Here is a 26,213-nt window from a genome sequence, read left to right as displayed (position 1 = left end):
TGCGCCGTTCGCGCGGGTCAAAAGCGTAAACCCCATGACATCGAACCTTTACAGGAGCCCGCATGACCTCCGCCCCGAATCTGTCGCTGCTGATCGAACCGGAACAGCTTCAATCGTGTCTGGCCGACCCCAGGATCCTCATCGTGGACCTGTCCAATCCGGCCAGCTACGCCGCCGGCCACATCCCCGGCGCGATCCATCTCGATTATGCCGATCTGGTCCGGGCCGAACCGCCGGCGATGGGCCTGCTGCCGGACGAAGCGCGGCTGGGCGAAGTGTGCTCGCGGCTGGGCCTGACCCCGGAACGGCATGTGGTCGCCTACGACGAGGAAGGCAACGGTCGCGCCGGGCGATTGCTGTGGACACTGGCGGTACTCGGCCACGCGCCGGTTTCCCTGCTCAATGGCGGCACCCACGCCTGGGACGCCGCCGGTGGAGCGCTGGACGCTCAATTACCCCACCCATCGCGCAGCGTCTATCCGGCCTGTTTCGCCAATCCGGCGGCAATGGCCGACAAGGCTTACATCCTGGAACAGCTTGGGAGCGCCGATGTCGTGCTGCTCGATACCCGCACCCCGGCCGAATTCGCCGGCCTGGACCAGCGCGCCGCCCGCGCCGGCCACATTCCCGGCGCGGTTAACCTGAACTGGACCGACGCCATGGACCCGCGGCGGCAGTTGCGTCTGCAACCCGACCCGGTGCTGCGGGAATTGCTGGCGACGCGCGGCGTCACGCCCGACAAGGAAGTGATCGTCTACTGTCAGACCCACCACCGCTCGGCGCATACCTACTGGGTGCTGCGCTATCTGGGCTACCCGCGGGTGCGCGGCTATCCCGGCGCCTGGTCGGAATGGGGCAACGATCCCGGCTTGCCGGTCGAGCGCTGAGAGATGGCGGCACGATGCGGGATGGCGCGCGGCCGGAACCGTCGCTAGGGATTGCCGGCCACTGGCGGGAACAAGCGCTCGCGGTAGAAACGCAGCTCCTCGATGGAATCGTGAATATCTTGCAGCGCCAGGTGGGTCGAGCTCTTGTTGAAGCCCTTGACCCGCTCGGGATACCAGCGGCGGGCCAGTTCCTTGAGTGTGCTGACGTCCAGGTTGCGGTAGTGAAAATACGCTTCCAGATCCGGCATGCAGCGCGCCAGGAAGCGTCGGTCCTGACAGATGCTATTACCGCACATCGGCGACTTGCCTGGGGGGACATGCTGGCTGAGAAATGCCAAGGTACGTATTTCGGCCTCGCGTTCGTCCAACTCGCTGGCGCGCACCCGGGTCGCCAGGCCGGACCCGCCGTGCTGCTTCCGGTTCCAGTCGTCCATCGCCGCCAGCGTCGCGTCGCTTTGGTGGATGGCCAGCACCGGCCCTTCGGCGAGCACGTTCAGTTGGCTGTCGGTAACGACGGTCGCGATTTCGATGATGCGGTCGGTCTGGGTGTCCAGGCCGGTCATTTCCAGGTCGATCCAGATCAGGTTGTCGGGGGACATAGTGCCTTTGGAATATAAGAGGAAGGAGAGGAACAGTCAGTTTAACCCGATTCCGGCGGCGGTTCGACGCCAGCCGGCCCACGGCGGGGCGTCATGACCAACCGACGGCTGACCCAGCGCCAGCGGGCCCGCATCCAGCGCCAGCAGGACCACCGCCGCGAGCGCGCCGACGGGCCGGCGCCGGGGCCGGATGAGCTTGGGCTTGGCCCGGAACGAACCGGCCTGGTGATCGCCAATTATGGCTCGGCCCTGATCGTCGAGGATGACAAAGGCTGCCTGTACCGCTGCGCGGCACGACAAAACCTGGGCCGGCTGGCCTGCGGCGACCGCGTGGTTTGGCAACCGTCCGGCGCGGAAGCAGAGGTAGGGGTGGTGGTGGCGCTGGTCGAGCGCCGGTCGCTGCTGACCCGCCCCGATTACCGCGGCCAGCCGCGACCGGTGGCCGCCAACCTCGACGAAGTAGCAGTGGTGCTGGCGCCGGAACCGGAACCCAGCGAGTATTTGCTCGACCGCTATCTGGTGGCGATCGCCGCCATCGGCGTGCGGGGGCTGCTGGTGCTGAACAAGGTGGATTTGCTGGACGCACCGGCGCGGACGGCGCTGCTGGAACGGCTGGAGCCTTACCGGCGAATCGGTTATCCGCTGCTGCTGGCCAGCAACCGCGCCGCGCGGGGACTGGACGAGTTGCGCGCCTGGCTGGGCGGGCGGGTCAGCCTGCTGGTCGGCCAGTCGGGGGTCGGCAAGTCGTCGCTGGTCAAGGCGCTGCTGCCGGAACGCGAGATCCGCATCCAGGCCATCTCCCAGGCCACCGGCCACGGTGCCCACACCACCACCACCAGTACGCTCTATCACCTGCCGGACGGTGGCGATCTGATCGATACCCCGGGCGTGCGCAGCTTTGGACTGGGTGAGATCGACCCGGATGCGCTGGGCCGAGGGTTTCCGGAACTGGCGCCGCATCTGGGTCGCTGCCGGTTTTCCGACTGCCGGCATCAGGGCGAACCCGGCTGCGCGCTGGCGGCGGCACTGGCGCGCGGCGAGATCGTCCCGCGCCGGCTGGACAGCTACTTGACGCTGCGCGCGGAGCTGGCGGCGCGGCTGGCGCGGCCGGGCTCGTGAGCGTGGTGCCCGGCTTCGCGGCGGCCGGTCTGCTGCTGGGCCTGAGCGGCGGACTGGCGCCGGGGCCACTGCTGGCGCTGGTGACCAGCGAGACCCTGCGCCACGGAGTCCGCGCCGGGATAGCGGTGGCGCTGGCACCGCTGCTGACCGATCCACCGATCGTGTTGGCCGCCCTGCTGGTGCTGCGGCCGCTGGCCGACCAGGATCTGCCGCTGGCGCTGCTGCATCTGGGCGGCGGACTGTATCTGGCCTGGCTGAGTCTGGAAAGCCTGCGGTTTCGCGGCGCGGAGTTGCCGCCGGTCGCGCCGGGCCACTCGCTGCGGCGCGGCGTGATCGCCAATATTCTCAACCCCAACCCTTATCTGTTCTGGCTGGCGGTGGGCGCGCCCACCGTACTGGCGGCGTGGCGGCGGGAGCCGCTGGCGGCCATCGCCTTCGTGATCGCATTTTACCTGCCGCTGGTCGGTTCGAAGGTGGTGCTGGCGCTGCTGCTGGGCCGCGTGCGCCACGCACTGCGCAGCCGGGGCTATGTGGTGCTGATGCGCGGTTTGGGCGGATTGCTGCTGGTCTACGCACTGCTGTTGCTCTGCGAGGGCGGGCGGCGGCTGGCGATGGGCTGAGCCGTCCGATGATGTCGCAATCTTCTCCACCGGCCCGACGATGAGTATTCCCGGCCTGGCTGGATTCGTGGATTCAGGCGATGCTGGCGACTAGGCCAGCAGCTTGCCGCACTGGGTAGCGATGAACTCCACCGCTTCGTCCACCGAATCCAGCGGCATTTCGTAGCCACAGGGCAAGTAGCCATAAATGCCCTGTTTGAAACGATGGTTACCGGGATGGTAGAGCCGGACCACCAACTGCACGGTGGGCTGGTTGGGGCCGGTGCGGAAACTGATGGTGATCTGGTCGCGGAAGATCCAGAAGTAGTTGAATTGGGGATGGCTTTGAAGGTGCTGCTTCAGCGCGCGGGCTTCGTCCTTCAGGCGTTCGAACGCTCGCTCCAGTGTGCTCGGCCGGCTGGCGTCGCGATTCTGCTGCCGCTCCCGCTCGTTGCGGAACTTGTCGAGCGCCTGGCCGAACAGTTCATCAATGCGTTTCGCCGCCATGGGGGCTTCCTCACGCCGTTTCAGCGGTGGACGGGGTTTCGGGTCAGTTGTAGCCGCTTCTGATGCAGATAGGCGCGCACCAACCGGCGCTGGTTCTCCTCGCCGCTGACCAAGGCCGCCAGCTTTTTTCGGCCATCGGCGTTGTCCGGCACCAGAGTCAGCAGTTTTTCGGCAAGCTCGATGGCTTCCTCGCAGGCGTCGATCTCCATCAGCAGATCGCTCAGCAGATCCAGGGACGGCAGATGGTCGGGGTCCAGGTCCAAGGCCCGCACCAGCAACGGCATGATGCCATAAACGAGGTCTTCGGCGTCGTGCAAGCCGAGTTCGACGATTTCCCGCCGCTGCTGGGCTGCCTGCGCGTGCAGTTCGTCGGCTGTTGAGTTCTTCATCAAGGACTCCCGTGTCATGCGGTTTTCGCACATTTTGACACGGACCGACCGGCTTGCAAGATAGCGGATGACACGACTCGCGGCGGCGAAGGTCCGCCGGCGGATCAGGGCGCCCCGGTCTCGGCGGCGAACAGCGCCGCGCCACGGCCACGAACGATCTCCGCGTACAGTTTTCCGCTGGTTTTGACGGTGCGCCGCTGGGTAGCGTAATCGACGTGGACCAAACCGAAACGCTGCGAATAGCCATGCGCCCATTCGAAGTTGTCCAGCAACGACCAGGCAAAATAACCGCGCAGATCGACGCCGGTTTCCAGCGCCGCCCACGCCGCCCGCAGATGGTCGCGCAGATAGCACCGGCGCAGAGGATCGTCCACCGCGCCGTCGGCCTGGGGCGGATCGTAGAAAGCCGCGCCGTTTTCGGTGATGTAGAGCGGCAGCGGCCCGTAGCGGCCGGCGACCCATTGCAGGATATCGGTCAGACCTTGCGGATAGACTTCCCAGTCCAGACCGGTATGGGTCTGCCGCGCCTGCCGAACCCGGCCGGCGGTCAGCGGCCAGTCGCTGGGATCGTGCCGCACCACCTGCCGGCTGTAGTAGTTGATGCCGAGAAAATCCGGCGGCTGGCGCAAGGCATCGAGCTCGGTGGCGGCGAACGCTGGCCAGGCGGCACCGAAGATCTCGGCCAGTTCCGGCGGGTAGGCGCCCAGAAACACCGGATCGAGATACTGGCGGTTCCAGTAGGCGTCGGCCCGCATGGTCGCGGCCAGATCCTCGGCTGTTTCCGTCGCCGGATATTTCGGCTCCAGGTTGACCACCAGGCCGATCCGGTGCCGGCCGGCGGCCCGATAGGCTTGCGTGGCGGCGGCGTGCGCCCGCAGCAGGTTGTGGGCGGCGTGCGGGGCGGCGAAGGGGTTGCGCAGGCCGGGCGCGAGCACGCCGTGCAGATAACCGCCGTCCACCACCACCCAGGGTTCGTTCAGGGTGACCCAGAGCCGAACCCGATCGTCCAGCGCCCGGAACAGAACTTGGGCGTAGTCGGCGAACCAGTCGGCGCTGTCGGGATTGAGCCAGCCGCCCCGCCGGTCCAGCGCCGCCGGCAGATCCCAGTGGTACAGGGTGAGCATCGGCTGGATGCCCTGTTCCAGCAGCGCGTCCACCAACCTTTGGTAGAAATCCAGTCCCTGGGGGTTGATCCGGCCACGCCCCTCCGGCAGCACCCGGCTCCAGGACACGCTGAAGCGGTAGGCGTTCAGGCCCAGTCCGCCCATCAGCGCCACGTCGTCCCGGTAGCGGTGATAATGATCGCAGGCCCGGTCGCCGGTGTCGCCGTCGTGGGTCCGGCCGGGCGTGTGGGCGAATTCGTGCCAGATGCTCGGCCCGGCGCCGTCGGCCAGCGGCGAGCCTTCGATCTGATAGGCCGAGGTGGCGGCCCCCCAAAGGAAGCCGGGTGGAAACGGGGTTGAGTGGTCGGGCATGGCGGAAACTCCGGGATGGCGGGCAAGACGGGGCCTGTTTGCGGATACAATAGCCCGGTTGGAGGTTAGAGGCTAAGAGCCGCCGTACCCCGGGATCGTCCCACGCCTCCGCCCGCCGGCCGTCACACCTCCAGGTAATCCAGAATTCCCTCCGCCGCTTCCCGGCCCTCGAAGATGGCGGTCACCACCAGATCGGAGCCGCGCACCATGTCGCCACCGGCAAACACCTTGGGGTTGCCGGTCTGAAACTTGCGCGAGCTGGCCGGCGTGGCACGGACCCGGCCGCGCTCGTCCACGGCAATGCCGAAGTCGGCGAACCAGGGCGCCGGACTGGGCTGGAAACCGAAAGCGATGATCACCCGGTCGGCCGGAATGATCTCCTCCGAGCCCGGTACGACTTCGGGCGCGCGTCGGCCCCGGGCGTCGGCCGCGCCGAGCCGGGTGGCGCAGACCTTGACACCCTCCACTCGTTCGTCGCCGACGATCTCGATCGGCTGCCGGTTCCAGAGGAATCGTACCCCCTCCTCCTTGGCGTTGGCGACTTCACGGCGCGAGCCGGGCATGTTGGCCTCGTCGCGGCGATAGGCGCAGGTGACGCTGGTCGCGCCCTGCCGGATAGCGGTGCGATTGCAGTCCATCGCCGTATCGCCGCCGCCCAGCACCACCACTCGCCGATTCTGCATATCGACGAACTCGCGCGGGTCCCGCTCCAGCCCCAACAGCCGGTTGACGTTGGAAATCAGATAAGGCAAAGCGTCGTGCACTCCCGGCAAACCCTCGCCGGGAAAGCCGCCCTTCATGAAGGCGTAGGTGCCCATGCCGAGAAACACGGCGTCGTACTGGTCCAGCAGTTGCTGGAAGGCGATGTCGCGGCCGACCTCGACCCCGAGGCGGAACTCGATGCCCATGCCTTCCATGATCTCGCGCCGGGTCTGTATCACCTCTTTTTCCAGCTTGAACGGGGGAATGCCGAAGGTCAGCAGCCCGCCGATCTGGGCATAGCGATCGAACACCACCGGCTTGACGCCGTTGCGCGCCAGGATGTCGGCGCAGCCCAGCCCGGCCGGACCGGCGCCGACGATGGCCACCCGCTTGCCGGTGGGCGTCACCTTGGACAGATCGGGCCGCCAGCCGGCCTTGAGCGCCTCGTCGGTGATGTATTTTTCGACCGCGCCGATGGTGACCGCCCCGAAGCCGTCGTTCAGGGTGCAGTCGCCTTCGCACAGCCGATCCTGCGGGCAGACCCGGCCGCAGACCTCGGGCAGCGAGTTGGTGCGGTGGGACATTTCGGCGGCTTCGAACAGATTGCCTTCGGCGATCAGTTGCAGCCAGTTGGGAATGTAGTTGTGGACCGGGCACTTCCATTCGCAGTAGGGGTTACCGCAATGCAGGCAACGTCCGGCCTGGGTCGCGGCGGACTGGGGGTTGAACTGCCCGTAGATTTCCCCGAACTCGATCACCCGCTCACGGGCCGGTTTCTTGTTCGGGTCCTGACGGGGCACATCGATAAACAGCAGGGGTTTGGCTTTCGACATCGGTGCATCCAACGACAAAGGGGAATGGGAGAACTTGCCCGTGGGAACCCGCTGGCGGGCTCCCACGGCTTGGGTTCAGGCGACGTCCGGGCGGGTTTTATGCCGCCTCGCGCAGCGTTTCCAGCAAGGATTCCAACTCGGCGGCTTTCGGTTTCACCAGCCAGGTGCGGCTGGCGTAGTAACGGAAGTCGTCGAGGATGGCCTGACCCCAGACGCTGCCGGTTTCGGCGACGTAATCCTCGATCAGCGCCAGCAGATAATTGCGCTGCGGCTCCATGTTCTCGGTGGCGATGCGGTGAATGTCGATCAGTTCGTGGTTGTAGCGGTCCACGAAGGCATTGTGCTCATCCAGCACGAAGGCGAAACCGCCGGTCATGCCGGCGCCGAAGTTGACGCCGGTCTCGCCCAGCACCACCACCACGCCGCCGGTCATGTACTCGCAGCCATGATCGCCGACCCCTTCCACCACCGTCAGCGCCCCGGAGTTGCGCACCGCGAAGCGCTCGCCGGCGGTCCCGGCGGCGTACAGCAGGCCGCCGGTGGCGCCGTACAGGCAGGTGTTGCCGATGATCGGGGTACGGTGAGCGTCGAAGCGGCTGTTTGCGGGCGGATGAATCACCAGCTTGCCGCCGGCCATGCCCTTGCCCACGTAGTCGTTGGCGTCGCCTTCCAGATGGAGATGCAGCCCCCCCGCGTTCCACACGCCGAAACTCTGGCCGGCGGTGCCGGTCAGCCGCAACTTGATCGGCGCGTTCTCCATGCCCAGGTCGCCGTGACGGCGGGCGATTTCGCCCGACAGCCGCGCGCCGATGGAACGGTGGATGTTTTTGACGGCATAGCTGAACTCGCCGCCGGACTGGGCGGTGATGGCCGGCAGGGCGTCCCGCACCATCCGTTCGGCCAGTTCGCCCCGGTCGAACGGGACGTTGCGTGGTTCAAGGCAAAATCGGGGCCGGTCCGCCGGCAGGCCGGCGTCGGACAGGATCGGCCTCAGATCCAGGCCGCGATGCTTGTCGGTGGCGCCGGGCAGGATCTCCAGCAGCTCGGTATGACCGATCAGTTCCTCGAAGCGGCGCACGCCAAGGCCGGCCATCAGATCCCGCACTTCCCGGGCGATGAACTTGAAGTAGTTCGCCACCTTGTCGGCGGTGCCCCGGTAGTGGTTGAGACGCAGCACCTTGTTTTGGGTCGCCACACCGGTGGCGCAGTTGTTGAGATGGCAAATCCGCAGATACTTGCAGCCCAGCGCCACCATCGGGCCGGTGCCGAAGCCGAAGCTCTCGGCGCCGAGAATAGCGGCCTTGACCACGTCCAGGCCGGTTTTCAGCCCGCCGTCGGTTTGTAGCCGTACCTTGTCGCGCAGGTTGTTGCGGCGCAGGGTCTGATGGGTCTCGCTCAGGCCCAGTTCCCACGGGCTGCCGGCGTATTTGACCGAAGTCAGCGGCGAGGCGCCGGTGCCGCCGTCGTAGCCGGAAATGGTGATCAGGTCGGCGTAGGCTTTCGCTACCCCGGCGGCGATGGTACCGACCCCGGCCTCGGCCACCAGCTTGACCGAAACCAACGCCTGTGGGTTGACCTGCTTGAGGTCGAAAATCAGTTGCGCCAGATCTTCAATTGAGTAGATGTCGTGGTGCGGCGGCGGCGAGATCAGCGCCACGCCGGGACGGGAAAAGCGCAACCGGGCGATGGTGGCGTCAACCTTGTCGCCGGGTAACTGGCCGCCTTCGCCGGGCTTGGCGCCCTGAGCGACCTTGATTTGCAGCACCTCGGCGTTGACCAGGTAGGCGGGGGTAACGCCGAAGCGGCCGGAGGCCACCTGCTTGATCTTTGACATCTTGGCCGTGCCGAAGCGGACCGGGTCCTCACCGCCCTCGCCGGAATTGGAACGACCGCCCAGCCGGTTCATGGCCTCGGCCAGGGTTTCGTGCGCCTCCGGCGACAATGCGCCCAGCGACATGCCGGCGGAATCGAAACGCGGCAGAATGGTCTCGATCGGCTCCACTTCGTCCAGCGGAATCGGTTGGGTCGCTGGTTTCAGCCGCAGCAGATCGCGCAGGGTGGCGACCGGCCGCTCGTTCACCAACTGGGCGAAGGTCCGGTAATCGGCGTAGTCGCCGCTGGCCACCGCTTGTTGCAGGGTTTGCACCACGTCCGGGTTGTAGGCGTGGTATTCGCCGCCGTGAATATACTTGAGCAGGCCGCCGGGCTCGATCGGCAGCCGGCGTTTCCAGGCCCGCCGCGCCAGCTCGGCCTGATCCGCTTCCAGATCGTCGAAGCCCGCGCCCTGAATGCGGCTGGTGGTGTCCTTGAAGCACAGATCCACCACCTCGTCGCGCAGGCCGACGATCTCGAATAATTGCGCGCCGCGATAGCTGTTGATGGTGGAGATCCCCATCTTGGAGATGATCTTGTACAGGCCCTTGCTGATGCCCTTGCGGTAGTTCTCCATCAGGGTCGGATAATCGCGGTTGGCGATTTCGCCGCTGCGCAACAGATCGCGCAGCAAGTCGTAGGCCAGGTAGGGATGGACCAGGGTGGCGCCGTAGCCGAGCAAGGTCGCGATGTGATGCGGGTCGCGGGCGGTGGCGGTGTGGACCACGAGGTTGATGTCGCAGCGCAGGCCGTCGCGCACCAGCCGGTGGTGCACCGCGCCGGTGGCCAGCAGGGCGTGGACCGGCAACCGGTCCTGGGCAACGGGACAGTCGGACAACACCAACAGCACCACCCCTTCGCGCGCCGCCGCCACCCCTTCGGCGCAAATCCGCTCGATGGCGGCTTGCAGCCCTTCGCCGACCGGGTAGTTCAGGTCGATGATGCGATGCGGATAGCGGCCGTCGGGATTGGCCAGCAGCGCCCGATAGCGACCCTCGGTCAACACCGGCGAGTTGGCGGTCAGGCGTGGCGCGTAGCTCGGGTTTTCCTCGAACAGATTGCACTCGGCGCCCAGACAGGTCTCCAGCGACATCACCACCGCCTCGCGCAGCGGGTCGATCGGGGGATTGGTGACCTGGGCGAACTGCTGGCGGAAGTAGTCGTACAACGAGCGCGGCCGCGCGGACAGTACCGCGAACGGAGTGTCGTCACCCATCGAACCGACCGCTTCCTGACCGGCCTCGGCCAATATCCGCAGTACCTGGTCGCGCTCCTCGAAGGTCACCCCGAACAGTTTTTGATAGCTATCGAGGCGGTCCGGCGTCAGCAATTCGCCTTCCGGCTCTTCCCGATACAGGGAACGCAGCCGCTGGACGTTGCCGCGCAGCCAGTGCCGGTAGGGATGACGGCTTTTGAGGTCGTTATCGATGTCGGTCGGCGTGAGCAGCCGGCCGGTTTCGACATCGATCGCCAGCATTTCACCGGGCTTCATTCGCCCCTTGGCCACCACCTGCTCGGGGGCGTAGTCGTACACGCCGATTTCCGAAGCGATGGTGATGTGACGATCCTCGGTGATGACGTAGCGGGCTGGGCGCAGGCCGTTACGATCCAGCACGCAGCCGGCGTAGCGACCATCGGTCAATACGATGCCGGCCGGGCCGTCCCACGGCTCCAGATGCATCGAGTTGTACTCATAGAAGGCGCGCAAATCCGGGTCCATGTGCTCGACGTTCTGCCAGGCCGGCGGGATCAGCAGGCGCATGGCGCGAAACAGATCCATGCCGCCCATCACCAGCACTTCCAGCATGTTGTCCAGCGAGCTGGAGTCCGAACCGGTCATGTTGACCAGCGGCCGGATTTCGGCCATGTCGGGCAGCAGTCGCGAGGAAAAGGTGTAGCTGCGCGCCTCGGCCCAGTTGCGATTACCGCCGATGGTGTTGATTTCGCCGTTATGCGCCAGATAGCGGAACGGCTGCGCCAGTCGCCACTGCGGCAGGGTATTGGTGGAGAAGCGCTGGTGGAACAGACAGATCGAGGATTCCAGCCGCTCGTCGCCGAGGTCGGGATAGAACACCGGCAGGTTGGCCGGCATCACCAGCCCCTTGTAGCTGATCAGCCGGATCGACAGCGACGGCACATAGTAGACCGGATCGCGGGCCTGGATGCGCTGGCTGGCGCGGCGGCGGGCAACGAATAGATGGCGTTCGAGCACCTCCGGTAGCATCCCGGCCGGCGAGTTGACGAAAATCTGCGCGATGTCCGGCAGAGTATCGCGCGATTCCTCGCCGCAGGCGTCGGGATTGACCGGCACCGCCCGCCAACCGGCCACCGTGAGTCCTTGCCGCTCCAGTTCGGCTTGCAGGTCGGCGCGAGCGGCTTCGGCCATGGCGGGGTCGCGGTTGAGGAACACCATGCCGACGCCGTAATGCTCGCCCAGCTCGATGCCGGCGACGGCGGCGGCTTGGCGCAGAAACGCGTCCGGTTTGCGCATCAGCAGACCGCAGCCGTCGCCGGATTTGCCGTCGGCGGCGATCGCGCCGCGGTGGGTGAGCCGCGCCAGGGCGTCGATGGAAGTCTGGATCAGCCAGTGGCTCGGCCGATTGTCCATTTGGGCGATCAGTCCGAAACCGCAACTGTCTCGTTCGAATTCAGGCCGGTACAGACCGGCGGTATTGCGCGTCTGCTGCATAATTTTGGTTCACTTGCGGGAAGGGATTTGGGAGGAGAAAAACAAATGACGTGCCACCGACCGCCAACCCGGCACGGTTGGCGAAAATTTTGCAATTACACCGGCGCTGATTAAAAAATCAAGCTATTTCATAGCGATATAAATCAGATCAGCTCAGGTTAGGCATGATATAAGGCAATTGCGAGTATAACGAGCGTCTTCGAACGGGGCAAACCAGCCACGGATCGCCCAAAAATAGTGCAATCCAGGCGAAAGCGCGCGCCGTAATGAGGCTAAAAGCCCTTGGACTGGGATCGGGACGATAGGGAATCAGCCGCGTACCGACGGCGCGGGAACTGAGTCGCTAGACGGGTTATTGGAGAGTTTGTCCAGTATCAGCGACGAAGCCAGGATCAAGGCCAGATGCAGGGCCAGGATCAAGTAGCGCCAGCCGTCGGGAAGTTCGTACAGTTCGATGACACCGACCGCCAGCAAACCGAAACAAGTGTGCAGACAGAACAGCGGCAGAGTGTTACGACCGATCAGGATCAGCGGTTTCAGGCTCCCGAGTGCCTTGGCGAAATAGGGTCCCAGCCACAGCGCCAAGTACAACAGGGCGAAGAAATTCAGCAGGCGCAGCGGTCCCAGCCGCCATTTGTCCAGTAACCAGCCGGGATCGCCAAAATTGACCGCGAGGGGAATCCACGACCACCGCCAACAGAAAAGAAACAGGGCCACACTCACCAGTACCGGCCAAGGTATTCTGGGCAGAATCAGAACCGCGCGTTTCGGACGCTGTTGCTGGAGACGGTAACCCAGGAACAGGCCACTCACCCAGAGCAGTTGCCAGGCCAGCAGGTCGAAGGCGCCCGGGGCGATCACCAGCCAACCGCCGGCGAGAGCACCGACCAGCCATTCCTTCAGACCGCATTGCGCGGCCAGCCACAGCAGCAGGCTGACGACCAGGACCGCACGGAATCCGGCGCGAACCAGCAGGTTGAGAACAAAAGGGGTGAGCAACAGGAACAGGAGATACATCGGCAGGATATCCAGCAGCGGTGGCTGGTAGAGCAGCAGCAGCGCCGAAACCGCCGCCTTGGTCGGTTGCTCCAGGTAGGGATGAAGCATGTTGTGGAACGGACTCAGGTGCCCGAGCCCCTGGCCGATGATCGCAAAGCAAAACAGCAGGGTCAGTACATGGCCGGTATAGATTTGGCGGACGCGACGCCGCGCCATTCGGCTCACCTCGGGCAGCCCGCCGTCGTGCAGCCGGCGACCGAACACGAGACCGCACAGACAAGCCGAGACGAAAACGAAGGCTTCGGCGGCCGAGACGAACCCCAACGGCTGGTTGGTCAGACTTCGGAGCGGGCTGGGCGTATGGTTGATGACCATCAGCACCAACAACAGCCCTCGCAGGGCGTCGATTTCCAAAAATCGGTTCATGGCGGTCATAAATTAAGGAGGCGCGCCTCTCGGTGATTTTTTATGGTGGATGATGTATGCGAGGCGCATGAATGAATCCTGAATCGGCATTGATCCTGTTTGAACGCAACGGGGATCACCAATTCGTTCCCAGGGAATGCTGTTAAAATAACCGCCGCCACCACGACATCACACCCTATCCGGGCGCGACCCGCGCCTGCTTCCTCGTCCGTTGGAGAGACCATGACCACCATTCGCCAAGAAGACTTTATCCAGAGCATCGCCGACGCCTTCCAGTACATCAGCTACTACCATCCGGTCGATTACATCCGGGCGCTGGCGGCGGCCTACCAGCGCGAGGAAAGCCCGGCGGCCAAGGACGCCATCGCCCAGATTTTGATCAACTCGCGGATGTGCGCCGAGGGCCATCGTCCGATCTGCCAGGATACCGGCATCGCGCTGGTGTTCCTCAAGGTCGGCATGGACGTGCATTGGGACGCCACGCTGTCGGTGCAGGAGATGGTCAACGAAGGGGTGCGCCGCGCCTATCTCAACCCGGACAACAAGCTGCGCGCCTCGGTGCTGCTCGACCCGGCCGGCAAGCGCCAGAATAGCAAGGATAATACTCCGGCCGTGGTGCATTACGAGATCGTCCCCGGCCACCATCTGGAGGTGATCTGCGCGGCCAAGGGCGGCGGTTCGGAGGCGAAATCCAAGTTCGCGATGCTGAACCCGTCGGACAATCTGGTGGAGTGGGTGCTAAAGACGGTGCCGACCATGGGCGCCGGCTGGTGTCCGCCGGGCATTCTCGGGGTCGGCATCGGCGGCACGCCGGAAAAGGCGTTGTTGCTGGCCAAGGAATCGCTGATGGCGCCGGTCGATATCCAGGATTTGATCGCCCGGGGTCCGAAGAATCGCGCCGAGGAACTGCGCATCGAGCTGTACGAGAAGGTCAACGCGTTGGGCATCGGCGCGCAGGGTCTCGGCGGTCTGACCACCGTGCTGGATGTCAAGGTGCTGGATTATCCGACCCACGCCGCCAACCTGCCGATCGCGCTGGTGCCGAACTGCGCCGCGACCCGTCATGTGCATTTCCACCTCGACGGCAACGGACCGGCCAAGTTGGAACCGCCGAGTCTGGACGATTGGCCGAAGCTGGCCTACGCCCCGACCAACGCCCGTCGGGTCGATCTGGCCACCGTCACCCGCGAGGACGTGACGAGCTGGAAGCCGGGCGAGGTACTGTTGCTGAACGGCAAACTGCTGACCGGCCGCGACGCCGCCCACAAGCGGATGAGCGACATGCTGAACGCGGGTCAGAAACTGCCGGTGGATTTCACCGATCGCTTCATTTATTACGTCGGCCCGGTCGATCCGATCCGCGACGAGGTGGTTGGTCCCGCCGGCCCCACCACCGCGACCCGCATGGACAAATTCACTCGCCAGATGCTGGAGCAGACCGGCTTGCTGGGCATGGTCGGCAAGGCCGAGCGCGGCCAGATCGCCATCGACGCGATCAAGGACAACAAGGCGGTGTATTTGATGGCGGTCGGCGGCGCGGCCTATCTGGTGTCCAAGGCGATCAAGGCATCCAAGGTGCTGGCCTTCGAGGATCTCGGCATGGAGGCGATCTATGAATTCGAGGTCAAGGATATGCCGGTGACGGTGGCGGTGGACTCGAAGGGCAGCAGCGTCCACAAGACCGGGCCGCGAGAGTGGCAGGCGAAGATCGGCAAGATTCCGGTGGTCGAAGCCTGAGTTTGAAATGGCGGACAGGGTGACGGAAACGCGCCCTGTCCATCCAACTTGTCAGGCAGCGTAGTCCCGCTTGGAAAATTTTATTGTGAAGGGGGCATGTTATGTTTCTACAACAGTTTTACAATACTCTTTTATCGGTAAATAGAGAGAGAAAATCAGGTAAAATTTATATTTATGTTAGAGAGGGCTCCTCTAAGCGCAGTGGGACGATTTTAGTTGGACAAGGAGAGATTTTAGGCATCAATTACTCTCAGGAAACGAATGAAGCCGCTCTTGAAAAAATGCTATCTTTAGGGGTCGAAGAAGTTGTTTTCATGCCGCATTCCGATGTGGATAGCAGCGACAAAGAATCCGATGCCCCATCTATTTTAAGCGTTTTAAAAAATATAAGATTGCTTTCCGATGGTATTACCAACGCCGTTGACCCGCACGAAATACGACAGGAAGTGGAAGTATTGCTCAAAAAAATTTATGGTCCTGGGATCGTAAAAGAAATCGATAAGATTGCCGAATCTTATCCTATCGATCAAAACCCTGGAAATTTTTTGGACCAATGCAAGGAAAAAGCCCTGCTGATGCTGAGCAAAGATCAAGTGGAAATCATGTTTAGATCGTTGTATGAAAAAATAAACCTATAAATTTTAGATGCCAATGATTTTACTGATAATTTTGGCCTAATAACCTTCTGGAAGGAGACTTAAATATGACACCTGCTTCTCTGGCCATAATGGCGATCTGGTTGATTCTGAGTTTCATGATTGTGGTATTTGCTATTTTCGATGCGGATGCCGCACTTCGATTGTATTATTCAAACGTAATACAAACGCTTTCCCCGGTTTTTAGTGCTATCTTGTGTTATAGGACTGCGCTGGACTTTCCGACAGGAAATGCAATGCGCAAGGTATGGGGATTGTTAGGCAGCGGTATGCTGGCTTGGGGAATTGGTGCCGCCTTATTCAGTGCCTATCCATTACTCAACAACGGAGCGGAGACTCCTTATCCTTATTATTCAGATATCGGCTATCTTGCTTTAGTCCCATTAGTTATTGTGGCCTTGTTTTTACTAAAAAATACTTTGGGAGTTGTGCCCCCTTTATGGGGAAAAATAGTTTCCGTGCTCTTGTTTTTCGGAGCCTTGGGCCTCTCTTTGATGGCAAATTGGAGCGGCCTTTCTGAAGGAGGGATTATTCTCTTGGTTTCAGTTTGTTATATTGTTTTTGATCCTATTTTACTCATGGCGACCATGTTGGTTGCCTCCGCATTATATGGGGGCGTAGTGGGGAAAGCATGGTGGTATGTACTAGGGGGGCTCGTACTTTACTTCTTAGGTAATCAGATCTACACCTATTTAGTCTTTACTGAGCAATACGCAACTGGTTCCCCAATCGATATCCTCTGGGTGCTTGGTTTTGGTATGGTTGCCATAGCTGCCATGATGACCCACACTCTCTTTAAGGGCCTTCGTTCATCGTAATGCTCGGAAAATTGCGATAAGGGCGAGCGAATCATCAGGGCTTTCGCTTACATCCGCTTTTGCTACCCTACATGCTGGCACGGCGCCCTCCCTTTGAAAAAGGGGGGATAGGGGAATTTCCGCTCCTGAGTCGGGCACTATTCATTGAAGAGAGCCATGGATGTAAAGATCTGCTGACCAACCTGAGCATCACATAGGGTAATCAAGCGAACATCCTGAGATCTAAAGCGAAAACCCTATCTCAATTCCGTCCGTCACAGCGGCTGCTCAAGGAATCCCAAGGCGCAACGGCGGCGAACCTGCTGCCGGGCTGAACGGATCCTCGCCCGGCAAGCGGGCGGATGGAGCCGGCGGCGCTTACAGTGAACGAACGCTGGCTTTACGGAACTGTTCGCGCAGTTCCTCGAAGGTCCGTGCTACCGGGAATTGCGGGAATTCATCGATCACGTTTTGCGGTGGCCGGAACAGGATACCGGCCTCGGCCTCCGCCAGCATCGCGGTGTCGTTGTAGGAATCGCCGGCGGCGATCACCCGGAAGTCAAGCGCGTGGAACGCCCGCACCGCCTGCCGCTTACCGTCGGCCTGCCGCAGCACATAGTTGATAACCCGGTCGTCGAGCACCTCCAAGCGGTGGCAAAACAAGGTCGGCCAACCCAGTTGCCGCATCAAGGGCATGGCGAATTCGTAGAAGGTGTCCGACAGAATCACCACCTGAAACCGCTCGCGCAACCAGTCCAGGAACTCGCGCGCGCCCTCCACCGGTCCCATGTCGGCGATCACCCGCTGGATATCGGACAACTTCAAACCGTGCTGGTCCAGCAGTCCCAGTCGCCGCCGCATCAACTGGTCGTAGTCGGGAATGTCGCGGGTAGTCAGTCGCAGCGCCTCGATACCGGTACGCTCGGCGACGTTGATCCAGATTTCCGGAACCAGGACCCCTTCCAGGTCCAGGCAAGCAAGTTCCATGAGAGCCCCCTGTGGCTCCCGCCGCGGGCACGGCGGGCATTGTTGTTAGCGAGATTTTCACAAGTGGGGTAACACGCTACCCGGTTTGCCGTCATGACTGCAATAGCCGCCGCGTCGCCCTTCGCGCCCTCACTCCGGACGCGGTGACTCTTCCTCGGCAATCAGTTCAGTCAACTGCTCGGTGTTAAGCCGTAGCCGTAGCGCCAACACGCTGATCAGGTCGATCGCCGCCTTGGGATTCTGCTCCAGAAACGGTATGAAATCCCGGCGATGGATCATCAATAACTCGCAGGGCGTCAGAGTCATTGCGGTCGCCGAGCGGCCCCGGCCATCGAGCATGGCGATCTCGCCGACGATCTCACCCGGCCCGACCGTGCCCAGTACGATTTCCCGCCCTTCCCGGTTAGCCACGCTGACCTTCAGACGCCCACTCAAGACCACGCACATCTCCGTGCCCGTATCGGCCACCTGGAACACTACATGCTGGGCGGGCAACGTCACCACCCGCGACAAAGCGACGATCTTCTCCAAATGGCTGGGGGACATGTTACGAAACAGAAAGCTCTTATTGAGCGCCTGGTGCTTGTGCGGCACCAGCCCCGACGCCGGCTCTTTCCGCGTCGCCCCCAAGGCCAGCACACCGTGTAACTGACTGGCGATCAACGGTCGTTTGACACAAATGTGCTCCGATCCAAACCGCGAGTTGGCCGAGGCGAAAATAACACCGATGTCCATATCGATCTCCCGATATTCGTTCCAAGCCACCATGGCCGCCGGATCGTCGGCGTTGATGATCAGAATATCGACCAATTCATGGCCAGCGTCCGCCATGAGATAAGTACACTCGTTGCTGCCGGCCACCGACAGGATATTGCGAATCATCCGGCGATCTCTTTCCATAAATCCGATCACGTTCACGGTCATCGTCTTCGCTACCATGGTTTCACCCTCTAACAATTTCCATTACACAGTATCGCTTGACGCTCCATCCGCTTCCGCCCGGCCGGTCGGCGGTGGCCAGTCCCGCCACCCTAGATTCCGGCGCGGGCTGAGGGCAAGACTATAATTAATTGCACATCATCAGACAGAGTGTCTCTTATGAACCGTATGGATCTCAAATCGGCCACTCATTGCGCCGGCAAGCCGCGTTGCCGACGGGCTTGGCCGACCCTGCTGGTTGCGATCTTCCTGCTCGCGCTGGTCAGCCCCACACCCAGCGATGCCCAACCGTACAGTAGCGGGCGCTACAACGATGATCGCCGTAACGATGCTGATCATTATGGCGGCGAACGAGGCCGCCACCGGGGTGAGCACGGCGCCACTGTCCGCTGCGAATCCACCGACCAGGGCTACCGCCACTGCCGCGCCGATACTCGGGACGGCGTACAGCTTTATCGCCAACTGAGCAAGAGCGCCTGCCGTTACAACGACACCTGGGGTTACGATCGCCGCGGGGTCTGGGTGGATCGCGGCTGCCGAGGCGACTTTCAACTGTATACCGGCAGCAGCGGCGGTGACGGCAAACAGAAAGGCAAGGACAATACGGCGGCCATCGTCGGCGGCGTGATTGCGTTGGGCGTCCTTGGAGCGGTGCTCGCGGAGCGCAACAAAGAGGACGGTCCCGACCACCCTTATCCAACTCTCCGCTGCGAATCCAACGGCGATTACCGGCACTGCCGGGCCGCTACCCGCAACGGCGTGCGGCTTTACCGCCAACTGAGCAGGAGCGCCTGCCGCTACAACGATACCTGGGGCTACGACCGCCGCGGGGTCTGGGTGGATCGCGGCTGTCGCGCCGAATTCTCGCTCAACTGATCTCCGCCCCCCACCGACTTCATCTGGAGCCTTCTCATGAAAAGACTGTTCGCTCTCGGTCTCTGTCTGTGCCTCTTCCCGCTGGTCGGTCCGGCGCGAGCGCAGGAATCCTCATCGCAACCCGCCGACACCGAACTGAGCCTGATGACCGGGCGCGAGGCCGGCACTTACTACCAGATCGGTCGGGACCTGAAAAAGCTCGCTGTTCGTCACCGGATCGATCTCGATGTGATTCCATCGGCCGGCTCGCTGGAAAATATCTTCAAGGTTTATGAATACCCCTCGATCCAGCTCGGCCTAAGCCAGTTTGACACGCTGAGCCTGATAGCGATGCAGGCCGCCGCCGGCGACGACGCGGATGCCGAGGAATTACGGAACGTCGTCAACTCGATGCAACTGGTGCTGCCCTTGTACCAGGAGGAAGTCCATGTGCTGGCCAAGTCGCCCGAGATCAAGCAGTTCGCCGATCTGAACGGCAAAAAGGTGGCGATGGGCGATGTGGTCAGCGGCACCTATAGTACCGCCTCGATCCTGCTTGAACTCTTCCAGATCAAGCCGGCCGCGCAACTGGAGTTGGATGCGGTCGCCGCCCTCGATGCCCTGCGCCAGGGGCAGGTGGATGCGATGATCTATGTGGTCGGCGCGCCGGCCCGACTGTTCGCTCGCCCATTCGAAACCGGCGAGCAACCGCATCTGGTCTCCGTGACGATGCCGGAAAACGCAGCCAAAAACGATATTTTTCAGTCTTTCTACCAAGCAGCCACGATCCCGGCCGGTACCTACGGCTGGCAGGACCAGGAGGTCGCTACCCTGACGGTCGGCACCGTGCTGTTTACCAGTGACAAAGGTCCGGACGAAGATCGCTGCCGAGCCATCGGCCGCTTCGCCAGAATGGTGTACGACAACCTGGACGGGCTGCGCGGTAGCGGCCACTCCAAATGGAAAAGCGTGACCATCGACCGGGAGGCGCTGCTGAAAGCGCCGCATCTGTCACCCTGCGTGGCTCAGGCGCTCAAGTGACCCAAGAAAAACCCGCCGTTCGGCGGGTTTTCAATCTCATCGATCTCAACCGTTTCAATCGCCCTCGAAGCGCAAGGGTTCGGCCAGCAAGGGCAGATAATCCGGGAGATAGGTGCCACCGGTTTCGAACGGCCGTTCGGGATCGTTCAAGGTTTCGGCGCTGCCGACCCCATGGGTCATCAAGGCGGGATCGCTCAGATCCACCGGTCGGTCAGTGACGACCTCCCCCACTCGATAGGGCTGCCCATCCTGATGCGCGAAGCCTTCCGCTTCTTCCCGGAAATAACGGTAGGTCACCGGCGTTTCCGGGAAGACATCCTTGCCCTTGTTGTAGCGCTGGGTTACCACTACTTGCCGGTAGCGACGCGCGGCGGCCAAGGCGTCTTCCCGAGGCGGATAAAGCAGTTCGCCGCGAATCGCACCGTCGGCGGTCAGATAGCCACCCCGCGCGGTGAGATCGCGCAGCAAGCGCTGCCGCTCCGCCTGACTGCCTTGAAACGCCGAGGCGCTGCTGGTATCGAGCGCCGGCCATGCACGGGCATAGCCCTTGGCGGGCTGGATGGCGGCGGCGAAAAAGCGCTCGATGGCGGCGGGCATGTCCCCATACAGGCTGACGCCCACCACATTGTCCAGAAAGTGACGAAACTCGCCCTTGTTTAGTCCCCGATTCAGCGGATCACCCAATTGGGCGATGCCGGGCGTCTGGTCCGGCGGCGTGTCCGCTTGGGCGAGATAGCGTAGATAGTCCATTTCCCGCCATCCCGGTTCGCCGGGGAACTTGCGTGGCAACGCCCAGGTCGAGTCCACAGTATTACCGGTCCCCGAGGTAAATTGTGAAAACTCGGTGGTGGCGACACCACTATGGCAACCGATGCACTGGGTCATCTCCTCACGATCCTGGGGGCGTAACGCGCCATTTTCATCCTCGATATACCCGGCCAGATACCAACCCACGCCATTGTCCACCCAACCCTGCGCATCATTGCCGTATACCGGCGCGCCTTCTTCCTTGATACCGGGGCGGAATTGGCTCGGATGGAATGCTTTCCACTTGTACATATAGCGGACTTCCTTGACCCGGCGGGCACGAGTGCCGGGATAGGGACTGATCGTGGGGTCACGACCGTCCGCCATCACGTCCACGTAATGCAGGGGATGAGCGAACTCGGTACCGACCGGATACAGACCGCGCTCAAGCGCAACGGCTTGCGCCGCGCCCCGATAGCTTGCGCCGTCCTCCTCGCGCGGGCGATCCTGAATCGCCCGTTCCACCAAATCGAGATTCCGGGCATATAGCTCCAGATCGAAACCACCGTCCTCGCGCTGCATGAACGACTTGGGCAACCGGATGTAAATACCCGAAACCGAACCGGTCATCGGAGTAAAGAGGCCGTAGGGCATGAAGTTCACCGCCCGCCAACCGGTGATCCAACGCCCCGCACCGTCCTGGAAGAGGCCATTGCCCGCCGTGTCGGAGCGGACGAAACCGTCGGCGTCCGCGGGCAAATCCGCCGGGTCCAGTCCCGGAAACAGTCGAAACGGCGTTTCCACACCGCTATCCCAATCGCGAGGATCGCCGGGCCGTTGCGCGAAAGCCGCCCACCAATTGTCCTGGCGAATATAGCCTTCCATATCCCAGGTCTGGGGATCGATACCCAGCGCCGCGACCGCTTCCCGCAACTTTTCCGGGGTCAGGGTATTCTCCCAAGGATTGCGGCTCGGCGAAGACGTGAAGGGGCTGAAGGAGCTGAAGGGGGTAAAGGAGTACTCGAGTTGCAAGTCACCGAGGCGTGGCTCGGCGCCGGCCTGCGGGAAATTGTTGCCCAGACCGGCCCGATAGGCACCGTTAGTGTGGCAGAACAGACAAGCGTTCTGCGTGCCGCGCGACGTTTCGATATGACATTGCGCGGGAATGTGGGCGTAGGGATTGCTAAAGGTCAGCGGACTGCGAAAATCGCCCTGCGGATAGCGCACCGTAGTCGCGACGGTGGATGCTTTGGCGACTTGAGCGTTGGCCTGCCCCTGGCTGTCGCTACACCCGTTCAGCACCGCGCTCAGCATCAGAACGATCGCTACCGGATTCGAAAAATGTGGCTGGCGATTCATGCGGGATACTCTTCACAAAAAGCAAAAAAGCAAAAAAGCAAAAAAGCTAGCGACCCGGGAAGTCGCCAGCTTGATTGCTTCAAATCAATGGATGATCACAGGCCCGGAATGCCTCCGATATAACCCACCGGCGCGTAGAACTTGTCGATCATCGGCGTGAGTCGCGTCTTGAGGTCGGCGTTGATGCTGCTCGGGAAATCGCCGTAATGCTGGGCATTGCTCATGACGTAGGCATGGCCGTTCAGATTATCCACTACTTGCAGACCAGTGGATTCGGCCCCCGCGGTCAAGCTCAGAATGCGGGTTAACTTCTGGGTATCCACGTTATAGGCCCAGACGAAGTTGTTGATGTGCATCCCCGAATCCTCGCCAACGAACAGAGTGCGCATCTTCTCGGAGAAGAAGATATTATCGGTGTTGGCAACGGTGTTGACATCGGCGGTATTGCCGACCTCGTCGGTGGCGATCGGCTTACCGAGCAAGGCCGGTTCCACGTACATGGTGGTGGCCACCCACTCGGAATCGATGGCGTTCTCCGCACTATCCTTGACACCGGATTCCAGGGTTAAGGTATAAGTCGCGCCGGCGCTGTTCTTCGGCAAACGGATGTCATTCACTGGCTCGGTCGAATCGGAGGTCATACTGTCTCTGATGCTCGACATGGCCATGTACAATTTCTTGTCCTTGGCATTGACCGTCACACCTTCCATCTTGGTAAATTCGGTGGTACCGCCGAGCAGGGCCGTGTAGCGGCGGGTTTCCAGAAAGGCGGCGGCCTTTTCCATGCCCGGCTTGAGGCTGAGACATTCGTCGGCGGAGGAACCCGCCCGCACCCGCGTGTAACCCGCCGCGCACTGCCCATCGACCGGCTCGACCGCATCGAAGATCTCGGCAAAAGTCAGGCTGTCGGCCAAGGGCTCGATTTCGGCGTCGGTGGCATGACCGAGTCGATTCCAGGTAAGTGTTGCGCGACCACCGTCCTGATCGCTGACCTGGTGCCATTTCGCGGAGTACAAGGTGCCAGAGGATAGATCGCCGTATTTATCGGCCACGAACATCGCCATGAGCCCGTAAGCGCCATCGTCGCCCATGTAGGCGGTGCGTCCATCCGGCATCAAGCGCGACAGCTCCCAGGTTCCGCGTCCCATGGCATGATGCTTAACCACACTGCTGGAACCATCGGACTTGATCGTCACCTCGGGAATGATGCCGTAGTGATAGGGATTGGCCTGCTGCGTTCCATTAAAGTAAAGTTCAGTCAATGACTTAAGGCCGGCGGTAGTCGTTTCGTAGTTATCGCCGTCGAGCGGGTTGTAAATCAGATCGTAGTCTTCCTCCGAACCCAGATGGGTGTTCCAAGGTGTCTGCGAACCCGCGCAGGGAATCCAGAGACCATTGACCCCGGAAAAATCGATGGGCCTGACCTTGGTCGCGCTCAACTTGCCGTCGCTGGCTTGGGCGATCTCGCTCAGGGTCATCGACATCGGCATGCGGGTGTACCAACCCGGCACCTTGTACCCAACCGAACCATCGCTCAAAATCCAGTCATACTCATAGTGCGTGACCAGAAACAGCTTACCATCGAGATTGAGCAGGCTATTGGCGTCCGGGGTTTCGGCCACCACCGGATTACCCATCGGATCGAGCAGCGCTTCCATCTTGTAGTTGTAGAGTTGGCCGGCGGGATACTGACTACCGTTTACTTCGGCCACTTTATCGCTGACGCTGAATAGTACATTGTAACTTAAAGGAAGGTCCTTCATCTGACCATCCTCATAAGTCACCTTGGCAACCGACGTGGTGTAGGTCGTGGCGAACTCCTCATCGGTCGCGGGCGCGGCGGTTCCGGTAAACTCGACCGACTTCACCACGGATGTCGATGACGGCGTTGGCGTATCGTTGTCATCGTCACTGCAAGCAGCCAGACCCAGAGCGGACAACACCGCTACCGTGAGTAATTTTATTTTCATCGCGCGACTCCCCATTTAATCGAAACCGAGATGATGGTCCACCGAGATTGCCCGAATATGACAAAAACAAGACACCCGGATGACCCGCAAGCGTGGCGACGCCGCCAACCTCAGGTATCCACCCGCATCCGGCGATTCGGGGAGCGACCGCCGCCCGCGCACGCCGATGTAACCTGAGTTTTACAAAAGACCATCGACTCTTTGTATCTCTTTCCAAGGTTCCACGCATGGTCTAAAGTTGGGTTGTCAAGCGATCGGCACTGCTGAATCGCTGGAGGAATAAGATCAAGTCATGGCTAGTATTCCCATTTCCAATAATGTCGCCAGCCAACCCAGCGGCCCGCTAGGCGGGCTGGCCAGGCAGCTCGTCATGCATCATCTGCTCGATGAGGCCGGCGCACTGAAAGCTTCCGAGCAGGCGCGCAAACAAAACATCCCGTTCGTCGCCTACTTGCTCGATAACAAGCTGGCTCGCGACCAAGACATCGCCCGCGTCGCCGCGCGCAGTTTCAATCTACCGCTGTTCGATATCGAAGCACTGGAGATCGATAAGACCGTCGTGCAGTTGGTCGATGAAAAACTGCTCCGCCAGCACCACGCCCTGCCGCTGCACAAACGGGGCCGGCGACTGTTTGTGGGCCTGAGCGATCCCACCAACCCACGGGTGCTGGAAGACATCAAATTCCAAACCCGGCTGGACGTCGAACCAGTGATCGTGAGTGAGCTGCATCTGGTCAAGATGCTCGATTCCGCCGTTGAAACGTCGGCGTCGGCCATGGTCGATCAGGAAATGGGCGATCTCGACTACAGCAGCGAGGGCGACCCGGCCAAGGTTGAAACGCTGACTCAGGCCGACGCCGACGATGCGCCGGTGGTGCGATTCGTCAACCAGGTCATTATCCAGGCCATCAACCGCGGCGCCTCCGACATCCACTTCGAACCTTACGAAAAAACCTATCGGGTACGCCTGCGCCAGGACGGCATCCTGGACGAACTCTACAAACCGCCTGTCTCGATGGCGCCGCGGCTGGCCGCGCGCCTGAAGATCATGGCCCAACTCGACATCGCCGAACGCCGGGTGCCGCAGGACGGACGGCTCAAACTATATCTCACCAAACAACGGGCCATCGATTTTCGCGTCAACACCATGCCCACCCTTTGGGGCGAGAAGGTGGTGTTGCGCCTGCTCGATCCCAGCAGCGCCCAGCTCGGCATCGAGGCCCTGGGCTACGAGGATCACCAGAAGAAACTGTTTCTCAAGGCGATTCAAAGACCACAGGGCATGGTGCTGGTGACCGGGCCCACCGGCAGCGGCAAAACCGTGTCTCTATACACGGCGCTCAACATCCTGAATACGGCGGAGGTCAATATTTCCACCGCCGAGGATCCGGTGGAAATCAATCTGCCCGGCGTCAATCAGGTCAACGTCAATCCCAAGGTCGGCATGAGCTTCGCCAACGCTTTACGTGCCTTCCTGCGCCAGGACCCGGACATCATCATGGTCGGCGAGATCCGCGACCTGGAAACCGCCGAGATCGCCATCAAGGCTGCCCAAACCGGTCACATGGTACTATCCACCGTACATACCAACAGCGCGCCGCAAACCCTCAACCGCATGGTCAACATGGGTGTGGCACCCTATAACATCGCCTCCAGCGTGACGCTCATCATCGCCCAGCGGCTGGCGCGTCGGCTGTGCCCGCACTGTAAGGAAGAAGTGCGGATTCCGCCGGAAGAGCTGATCAACCAGGGCTTCCTTGAGAGTGAGCTAAAGGATCTGATCGTCTTTAAAGCCGTCGGCTGCGACCAATGCAACCACGGCTACAAGGGCCGGGTCGGCGTCTATGAAGTGATGCCGATTTCCGACGAAATCGGCCGGATCATCATGGAAAACGGCAATGTGCTGCAAATCGCCGAGCAGGCACGCCGGGAAGGCATCAACGACTTACGCCGCTCGGGTCTGAACAAGGTCCGCGCCGGCCTCACCAGCCTTGAAGAAATCAACCGAGTGACAACGGATTAATCGCCG

General features: G+C 61.8%; 20 protein-coding genes. 9 read left to right on the top strand and 11 right to left on the bottom strand.

All coding sequences use genetic code 11. The annotated features are described in order from the left end of the window. Positions 1 to 62: 62 nt before the first annotated feature. Positions 63 to 887: a sulfurtransferase gene (locus IPM89_10150; GenBank protein QQS53269.1), complete on the top strand. Its 825-nt coding sequence runs from the start codon at positions 63 to 65 to the stop codon at positions 885 to 887. 44 nt (positions 888 to 931) lie between these two features. Here the strand turns inward: IPM89_10150 and orn are convergent, their stop codons facing one another. Continuing rightward, positions 932 to 1,486 carry an oligoribonuclease gene (gene orn, locus IPM89_10145; protein ID QQS53268.1) on the bottom strand — a complete coding sequence of 185 codons (555 nt, stop codon included), beginning with the start codon at positions 1,484 to 1,486 and terminating at the stop codon, positions 932 to 934. A gap of 93 nt (positions 1,487 to 1,579) precedes the next feature. On the opposite strand from orn, the gene rsgA reads away from it, so the two are divergent. Then, positions 1,580 to 2,605, top strand: a complete 1,026-nt coding sequence (rsgA, locus tag IPM89_10140; GenBank protein ID QQS53267.1) for a small ribosomal subunit biogenesis GTPase RsgA — start codon at positions 1,580 to 1,582, stop codon at positions 2,603 to 2,605. Between the two features lie 5 nt (positions 2,606 to 2,610). Beyond that, the gene (locus tag IPM89_10135) at positions 2,611 to 3,225 is read left to right on the top strand and encodes a LysE family transporter (GenBank protein ID QQS55868.1); all 615 of its coding nucleotides are present in this window, start codon (positions 2,611 to 2,613) and stop codon (positions 3,223 to 3,225) included. A 90-nt stretch (positions 3,226 to 3,315) separates the two neighbouring features. Here the strand turns inward: IPM89_10135 and IPM89_10130 are convergent, their stop codons facing one another. The 6 genes from IPM89_10130 to opgC all read right to left on the bottom strand — a co-directional run bounded on the left by IPM89_10130 (position 3,316) and on the right by opgC (position 13,096). Then, positions 3,316 to 3,711, bottom strand: a complete 396-nt coding sequence (locus tag IPM89_10130; protein ID QQS53266.1) for a hypothetical protein — start codon at positions 3,709 to 3,711, stop codon at positions 3,316 to 3,318. A 20-nt stretch (positions 3,712 to 3,731) separates the two neighbouring features. Continuing rightward, positions 3,732 to 4,100 carry a hypothetical protein gene (locus IPM89_10125; protein ID QQS53265.1) on the bottom strand — a complete coding sequence of 123 codons (369 nt, stop codon included), beginning with the start codon at positions 4,098 to 4,100 and terminating at the stop codon, positions 3,732 to 3,734. 104 nt (positions 4,101 to 4,204) lie between these two features. Then, positions 4,205 to 5,575 (bottom strand): beta-glucosidase, encoded by a 1,371-nt coding sequence (locus IPM89_10120; GenBank protein ID QQS53264.1) that lies wholly within the window; start codon positions 5,573 to 5,575, stop codon positions 4,205 to 4,207. A gap of 122 nt (positions 5,576 to 5,697) precedes the next feature. Continuing rightward, a complete protein-coding gene (locus tag IPM89_10115; GenBank protein ID QQS53263.1) occupies positions 5,698 to 7,110 on the bottom strand; it encodes an FAD-dependent oxidoreductase in 1,413 nt (470 codons plus the stop codon). A gap of 97 nt (positions 7,111 to 7,207) precedes the next feature. Further along, entirely contained in the window at positions 7,208 to 11,671 is a 4,464-nt protein-coding gene (gene gltB, locus IPM89_10110) for a glutamate synthase large subunit (GenBank protein ID QQS53262.1), read from the bottom strand. A gap of 309 nt (positions 11,672 to 11,980) precedes the next feature. Continuing rightward, on the bottom strand, positions 11,981 to 13,096 hold the full coding sequence (gene opgC / locus IPM89_10105; GenBank protein QQS53261.1) for an OpgC domain-containing protein: 1,116 nt from the start codon (positions 13,094 to 13,096) through the stop codon (positions 11,981 to 11,983). Positions 13,097 to 13,318: 222 nt separating this feature from the next. Between opgC and IPM89_10100 the strand changes: the two genes are divergently transcribed. From IPM89_10100 to IPM89_10090, 3 genes are all read left to right on the top strand, one after another. Continuing rightward, positions 13,319 to 14,833, top strand: a complete 1,515-nt coding sequence (locus IPM89_10100; GenBank protein QQS53260.1) for a fumarate hydratase — start codon at positions 13,319 to 13,321, stop codon at positions 14,831 to 14,833. A 101-nt stretch (positions 14,834 to 14,934) separates the two neighbouring features. Further along, positions 14,935 to 15,471 carry a hypothetical protein gene (locus IPM89_10095; GenBank protein QQS53259.1) on the top strand — a complete coding sequence of 179 codons (537 nt, stop codon included), beginning with the start codon at positions 14,935 to 14,937 and terminating at the stop codon, positions 15,469 to 15,471. Between the two features lie 65 nt (positions 15,472 to 15,536). Further along, on the top strand, positions 15,537 to 16,307 hold the full coding sequence (locus tag IPM89_10090; protein QQS53258.1) for a hypothetical protein: 771 nt from the start codon (positions 15,537 to 15,539) through the stop codon (positions 16,305 to 16,307). Between the two features lie 357 nt (positions 16,308 to 16,664). Here IPM89_10090 and thrH read toward each other — a convergent pair whose 3' ends face one another. After that, complete coding sequence (gene thrH, locus IPM89_10085) at positions 16,665 to 17,273, bottom strand: bifunctional phosphoserine phosphatase/homoserine phosphotransferase ThrH (protein ID QQS53257.1); 609 nt, start codon at positions 17,271 to 17,273, stop codon at positions 16,665 to 16,667. A 129-nt stretch (positions 17,274 to 17,402) separates the two neighbouring features. Then, entirely contained in the window at positions 17,403 to 18,155 is a 753-nt protein-coding gene (locus IPM89_10080; protein ID QQS53256.1) for a cyclic nucleotide-binding domain-containing protein, read from the bottom strand. A 216-nt stretch (positions 18,156 to 18,371) separates the two neighbouring features. On the opposite strand from IPM89_10080, the gene IPM89_10075 reads away from it, so the two are divergent. Continuing rightward, entirely contained in the window at positions 18,372 to 19,088 is a 717-nt protein-coding gene (locus IPM89_10075) for a DUF3011 domain-containing protein (GenBank protein QQS53255.1), read from the top strand. A gap of 36 nt (positions 19,089 to 19,124) precedes the next feature. Next, positions 19,125 to 20,108 carry a TAXI family TRAP transporter solute-binding subunit gene (locus IPM89_10070; protein QQS53254.1) on the top strand — a complete coding sequence of 328 codons (984 nt, stop codon included), beginning with the start codon at positions 19,125 to 19,127 and terminating at the stop codon, positions 20,106 to 20,108. A 54-nt stretch (positions 20,109 to 20,162) separates the two neighbouring features. Here the strand turns inward: IPM89_10070 and IPM89_10065 are convergent, their stop codons facing one another. Both IPM89_10065 and IPM89_10060 read right to left on the bottom strand, forming a co-directional pair. After that, positions 20,163 to 22,214 (bottom strand): hypothetical protein, encoded by a 2,052-nt coding sequence (locus tag IPM89_10065; protein ID QQS53253.1) that lies wholly within the window; start codon positions 22,212 to 22,214, stop codon positions 20,163 to 20,165. Positions 22,215 to 22,309: 95 nt separating this feature from the next. Further along, positions 22,310 to 24,184: a DUF839 domain-containing protein gene (locus IPM89_10060; protein ID QQS53252.1), complete on the bottom strand. Its 1,875-nt coding sequence runs from the start codon at positions 24,182 to 24,184 to the stop codon at positions 22,310 to 22,312. A 292-nt stretch (positions 24,185 to 24,476) separates the two neighbouring features. Here IPM89_10060 and pilB point away from each other — a divergent pair, with 292 nt between their 5' ends. Continuing rightward, the gene (pilB, locus tag IPM89_10055; GenBank protein QQS53251.1) at positions 24,477 to 26,207 is read left to right on the top strand and encodes a type IV-A pilus assembly ATPase PilB; all 1,731 of its coding nucleotides are present in this window, start codon (positions 24,477 to 24,479) and stop codon (positions 26,205 to 26,207) included. Positions 26,208 to 26,213 lie beyond the last annotated feature (6 nt).

It is taken from the genome of Candidatus Competibacteraceae bacterium (assembly GCA_016699715.1).
Taxonomy (GTDB): Bacteria; Pseudomonadota; Gammaproteobacteria; order Competibacterales; family Competibacteraceae; genus Competibacter.
This window is presented reverse-complemented; position numbering and strand designations above follow the sequence as displayed.